This window comes from Streptomyces sp. KR55 (assembly GCF_052245645.1).
Classification (GTDB): Bacteria; Actinomycetota; Actinomycetes; order Streptomycetales; family Streptomycetaceae; genus Streptomyces; species Streptomyces flavusporus.
Genome location: NZ_JBQQCE010000610.1, coordinates 1 through 4,757 on the forward strand (window position 1 = coordinate 1; position 4,757 = coordinate 4,757).

Genomic DNA, 4,757 nt, shown 5'->3' on the forward strand with positions numbered 1-4,757 from the left:
TTGCCCTGGTAGAGCACCATGCTGCCCTGCCGGGCGAGCACGGGCTGGCCGCCGATGCCGAGGTCGACGCGGACGAGCTTCCTGTTCTGCTGCGTCCAGCGCTGCCCGGTGGGCGTCTCCTTGAACTGCTGGAGCGCGCCGGCCACACCGGGCGCCTGCGGGGCGCCGCCCTGGGGGGCGCCGTAGGGGGCCGCCGGCTGACCGGGGACCTGCCCGGCGGGGGGCTGCTGCCCGTAGCCCGGAGGCGGGGTCGGCTGTCCGTAACCGGGGGGCGGCGTGGGGGCCTGCGGGGCCTGCGGCTGGGCGTAGCCGGGGGGCAGCGGGGCGGTCTGGCCGGGGGCGCCCTGGCCGTACGAGGGCTGGGGCGGCTGCTGGCCCGGCTGGCCGTAGGGCGGCGCGGGCGCCGGGGCGGGCGGTGGCACGGCGCCGCCGGGCGGGGTCATGGGCGCGACGACGGTCGGCGCAGTGTGCACCTGAGGTGCGGGCGCCGGGGGCGGGGTGGCTCCCGCGGGGGGCGCGAATCCCTGCGCTGCGGGCTGCGGCGTGGGAGCCGGGGCGGGTGCCGGGGTGGACGCGGGTGCGGCCGGGGCTCCGAACGCGGGCGGCGCGGCGGCCTGGGCGGGCGGGGCGAACCCGGGAGCGGCACCGGCGGGCGGCTGAGGCTCGGCCGGCGTCTCCTCCTCGGCGACCTCACCACCGAAGTTCTTCAGCAGCGCCTCCAGCCCGCCGTCGAAGCCCTGTCCGACGGCCGCGAACCGCCACACGTCCTTCAGGTAGAAGTCGCCCAGCATGACGGCCCGTTCGGTGGAGAACTCCGAGCCGTTGAACGAGTACCGGGCCACCTCCTCACCGCCCGCGACGATGCGGATGTATCCGGGGTTGATCTGCGACATCTGCCCGGCGCCGTCGATCGTCGCCGTGAACGACAGCTTCTGGATCTGCGGCGGGATCCGGTCGAGCGTGACCCGGAAGGACTCCGTGTCACCCGCCTGGGCGCCGAGCAGCTGAAGGGACTCCTCGGGAGACTTCGGCTGGTTGAAGAAGACGAAGTACCGGTCGTCCGACAGCCGTTCGTCGGCGTCCAGACCGAAGCAACTGATGTCGAAGCTCAGTCCGGGACCCGAGATCTGCACACCTACGTACAGATCCGTGCCCGCGGTGAGATCACTGATCCTGGCCTTGTGGCCGCGTTGGAATTCCCTGGCCATGCGTAACGACCGTCCCCCATCCGGAATGCGAGTGCGTCGCGCCAGGCTAACGGCAAACGCGGACACCGGACGAAGCCGGTACAGAGCCGGTACAGAACCACAGCTCAGCAGTGGCTGAGGACAGGTCAGCCCGTTGCAGGGCGGGGATCACTCACCGCGCGCGCCGGGCAGATGCGGCAACCGCTCGGCGGCGACCACCCCTTCCAGGTAGCCCCGCGCCCGCTCGGTCCGCGGATACGTCTCCAGCAGCCGCCAGAAGCGGGGCCCGTGTCCGGGCACCAGCAGATGCGCCAACTCGTGGAGGAGAACATAGTCGAGGACGTATTCGGGCATGCCCTGCAGACGGTGCGACAGCCGGATGCTGCCCTCGGACGGGGTGCACGAGCCCCAGCGCGTGTTCTGGTTGGTGACCCAGCGCACCGAGGCGGGCCGGGCACGGCCGTCGAAGTACTGGGCGGACAGTCGCTCGGCACGCTCGGCCAGTTCGGCGTCGCCGAGCACCCGCTTGCTCTCCTGGGCGGCCAGTTTGTCGAGCATGACGGTCACCCAGCGCTGCTCCTCAGCCTCGGACATCCGGGCTGGGATGAGCACGACGGTGCGATCGCCCTCGCGGTACGCGGAGACCGTCCTGCGTCGACGGGCACTCCGGCGCACCTCGATCGGGCTCGCCCCCGAGCCGCTCGACGGCGGACTCGTCGTGCTGCGCTGTGGCTTTCCGGCACGGTGCAGTGGGTCGGCGGACACGCCCCGACGTTACCCGCTGCACACGGGGGAAGTCCCGACTCCGGGACGGTTCGATTCCGATCCCCCCACCGAGCGTTTGATTTGTACGACAAACATGCACCGCCTGTGGACAACTTTCGGCACCGAACGGCCGCGCCAGGCATGCTGGCACTCGTCGACGGAACACAGACCACCTCCACCGACGAACCGCAGTAAAGAGCAGCAAACGGCACAAGCAGGGACAGGGGCCAGGACCGGGACCTGACCGCGACCTTCCAGGGGCTACGGGGGCCTGACATGCATCCGAAAGTGAAGCCCGCGCTCAGGCGCGGCTGGCGCGACCTCAACACCGTGCAGTTCGGCATGACACCGGCGCACGCGATGACGCTGGGTCCGATGGATTCGGCCACGGGACACTTCCTCGAACTGCTCAACGGCACTCGCGGCCTGCCGCTCCTGCGCGAAGAGGGACGGCGCATGGACCTGCCGGACGGTCATGTCGACGCGCTGGTCGAGCGGCTGACCCGGTCCGGACTGCTCGACGACGCCAAGGGAGGCAGCCCGGCCGCCGACGCACTACGCACGAAGAAAGAGGTCCTCGACCGGCTCCGCCCCGACCTGGCCTCGCTGTCCCTGACCACCTCCCGACCCGGCGACGCGATCAGCCGCCTGGCCGCCCGTCGCTCCCTCCGCGTACAGGTGCGCGGAGCCGGCCGGGTGGGTACCGTCCTGGCCTCCCTGCTGTCGGGCGCCGGAGTCGGCGAGGTGGACGTGCGCGACTGCGGCCGGGTCGAACCGTGGGACCTCGCGCCGGGCGGGCTGCCCGCCGAGTCCGTCGGCGAGCGCCGCGACGAAGCCGCCCGCCGTGCCGTGCGCCGCGCCGCCCCGGACCGCCCACCCCGCCGCGGCCCCAGGCCACGGATCGAGGCAGCCGACCCCGGCTACTCACTGGTGATCCTCGCCCCACGCGACGACGTCGCCGTGCACGCCCCCGCCCCGGACACCGCAGAACCACTCATCACTTCGGGTACACCCCACCTGTATGCCGGAGTCGTCGAGGGAACCGGCGTGGTCGGCCCGCTCGTCCTGCCCGGCGAGACGGGCTGCGCCCGCTGTCTGCACGAGGACCGCACCGACCGGGACCAGACCTGGCCACGCCTGGTCGCCCAGTGGCGCTCGGGCAGACAGCCCCATGTCCGCCCCTGCGACCTGGCCCTGGCCACCACCGTCGCCGGGCTGGCGGCCGCACACACACTCACCTTCCTCGACGGCCAGGTGCCCTCCAGCGCGGGCGCGCGCTGGGAGGTCTCGCTGCCAGGTCTTCACTGGCATGCGCGGCCGGTCTGGGCCCATCCCGCATGCCCGTGCGGGGCTGCGGAGAGAGGTAAGGGGGAACGCGCCTCGGAGGATGCGGAGGCACACGAGACAATGGCGGTGGAACGGTCGCCGAGGGAGTTACGCCGTACGGCGGGCGCGGCGCGGCCGGCTGGGACCTGGAGGGCGCATGTCTGATCTTCCCCGCAAGGCGGTCACCCGTACCGCCAAGCTCGCCGCGCTCCCGCTCGGCTTCGCCGGGCGGGCCACCTGGGGCCTGGGCAAGCGGATCGTCGGCGAGTCCGCGGAGATAGTCGGCCGCGAACTGCAGCAGCGGACGGCCGAACAGCTCTTCAAGGTACTCGGGGAGCTCAAGGGCGGCGCGATGAAGTTCGGGCAGGCCCTGTCCGTCTTCGAGTCGGCCCTGCCCGAGGAGATCGCCGGCCCCTACCGGGTGGCCCTCACCAAGCTCCAGGAAGCGGCGCCCCCGATGCCGACGCGCACCGTGCACACCGTGCTCGGCGAGCGGCTCGGCGAGGACTGGCGGGAGCTGTTCCTGGAGTTCGAGGACAAGCCGTCCGCGGCGGCCTCGATCGGCCAGGTGCACCGGGGCGTGTGGCACGACGGACGTGAGGTCGCGGTCAAGGTGCAGTATCCGGGAGCAGGCGAGGCCCTGCTGTCCGACCTGAACCAACTGAGCCGTTTCTCCCGCCTGTTGGGTCCCCTCATTCCCGGCATGGACATCAAGCCGCTGATCGCGGAGCTGAGGGACCGCGTCTCCGAGGAGCTGGACTACGGCCTGGAAGCTCAGGCCCAGCAAACCCACGCAGAGGAGTTCGCCGACGACCCGGATGTCCTGGTGCCGGCCGTGGTCCACCAGTGCGACGAGGTCCTGATCACCGAGTGGATCGACGGCATTCCGATGTCAGAGATCATCAGGGACGGCACCCAGGAACAGCGCGACCGGGCCGGTCAGCTCCTCGCCCGTTTCCTCTTCTCCGGCCCGGCCCGCACCGGCCTCCTGCACGCCGACCCGCACCCCGGCAACTTCCGCCTCCTGCCCGGCGGTCCGGGCGGGGACGACGACTGGCGCCTCGGAGTCCTGGACTTCGGCACGGTCGACCGCCTCGTGGGCGGCCTGCCCACGCCCATAGGCCACTCCCTGCGGATGACCCTCGACGGCGACGCACAGGCTGTCTACGACCTGCTCTGCGAGGAGGGCTTCGTCAAACAGTCCATCGAACTGGACCCCGACGCGGTCCTCGACTACCTGCTGCCCATCATCGAGCCCGCCCAGGTCGAGGAGTTCACCTTCACCCGCGGCTGGATGCGCAGCCAGGCAGCCCGCGTCGCCGACCCCCGCTCCCCCGCCTACCAGCTCGGCAAGCAGCTCAACCTGCCGCCCGCATACCTCCTGATACACCGGGTGACCCTCAGCACCATCGGGGTGCTGTGCCAACTCGGCGCGACGGTAAGGCTGCGCGAGGAACTGGAGGAGTGGCTGCAGGGGTT

The 4,757-nt window shown here is 71.7% G+C and carries 4 protein-coding genes; 2 read left to right on the forward strand and 2 right to left on the reverse strand.

Annotation, left to right across the window (positions count from 1 at the left end; genetic code table 11):
• Together ACTWQJ_RS46570 and ACTWQJ_RS46575 are read right to left on the reverse strand one after the other, a co-directional pair.
• Positions 1–1,208 (reverse strand): TerD family protein (locus tag ACTWQJ_RS46570; RefSeq protein ID WP_443312434.1); only part of this gene is annotated, 1,208 nt, incomplete at its 3' end.
• Positions 1,209–1,355: 147 nt separating this feature from the next.
• Positions 1,356–1,952, reverse strand: a complete 597-nt coding sequence (locus ACTWQJ_RS46575; protein WP_443312435.1) for a M48 metallopeptidase family protein — start codon at positions 1,950–1,952, stop codon at positions 1,356–1,358.
• Between the two features lie 276 nt (positions 1,953–2,228).
• On the opposite strand from ACTWQJ_RS46575, the gene ACTWQJ_RS46580 reads away from it, so the two are divergent.
• Both ACTWQJ_RS46580 and ACTWQJ_RS46585 read left to right on the forward strand, forming a co-directional pair.
• Complete coding sequence (locus tag ACTWQJ_RS46580; protein ID WP_443312436.1) at positions 2,229–3,443, forward strand: TOMM precursor leader peptide-binding protein; 1,215 nt, start codon at positions 2,229–2,231, stop codon at positions 3,441–3,443.
• A partial coding sequence (locus ACTWQJ_RS46585) for an ABC1 kinase family protein (RefSeq protein ID WP_443312437.1) occupies positions 3,436–4,757 on the forward strand: 1,322 nt, incomplete at its 3' end. The genes ACTWQJ_RS46580 and ACTWQJ_RS46585, both read left to right, overlap by 8 nt.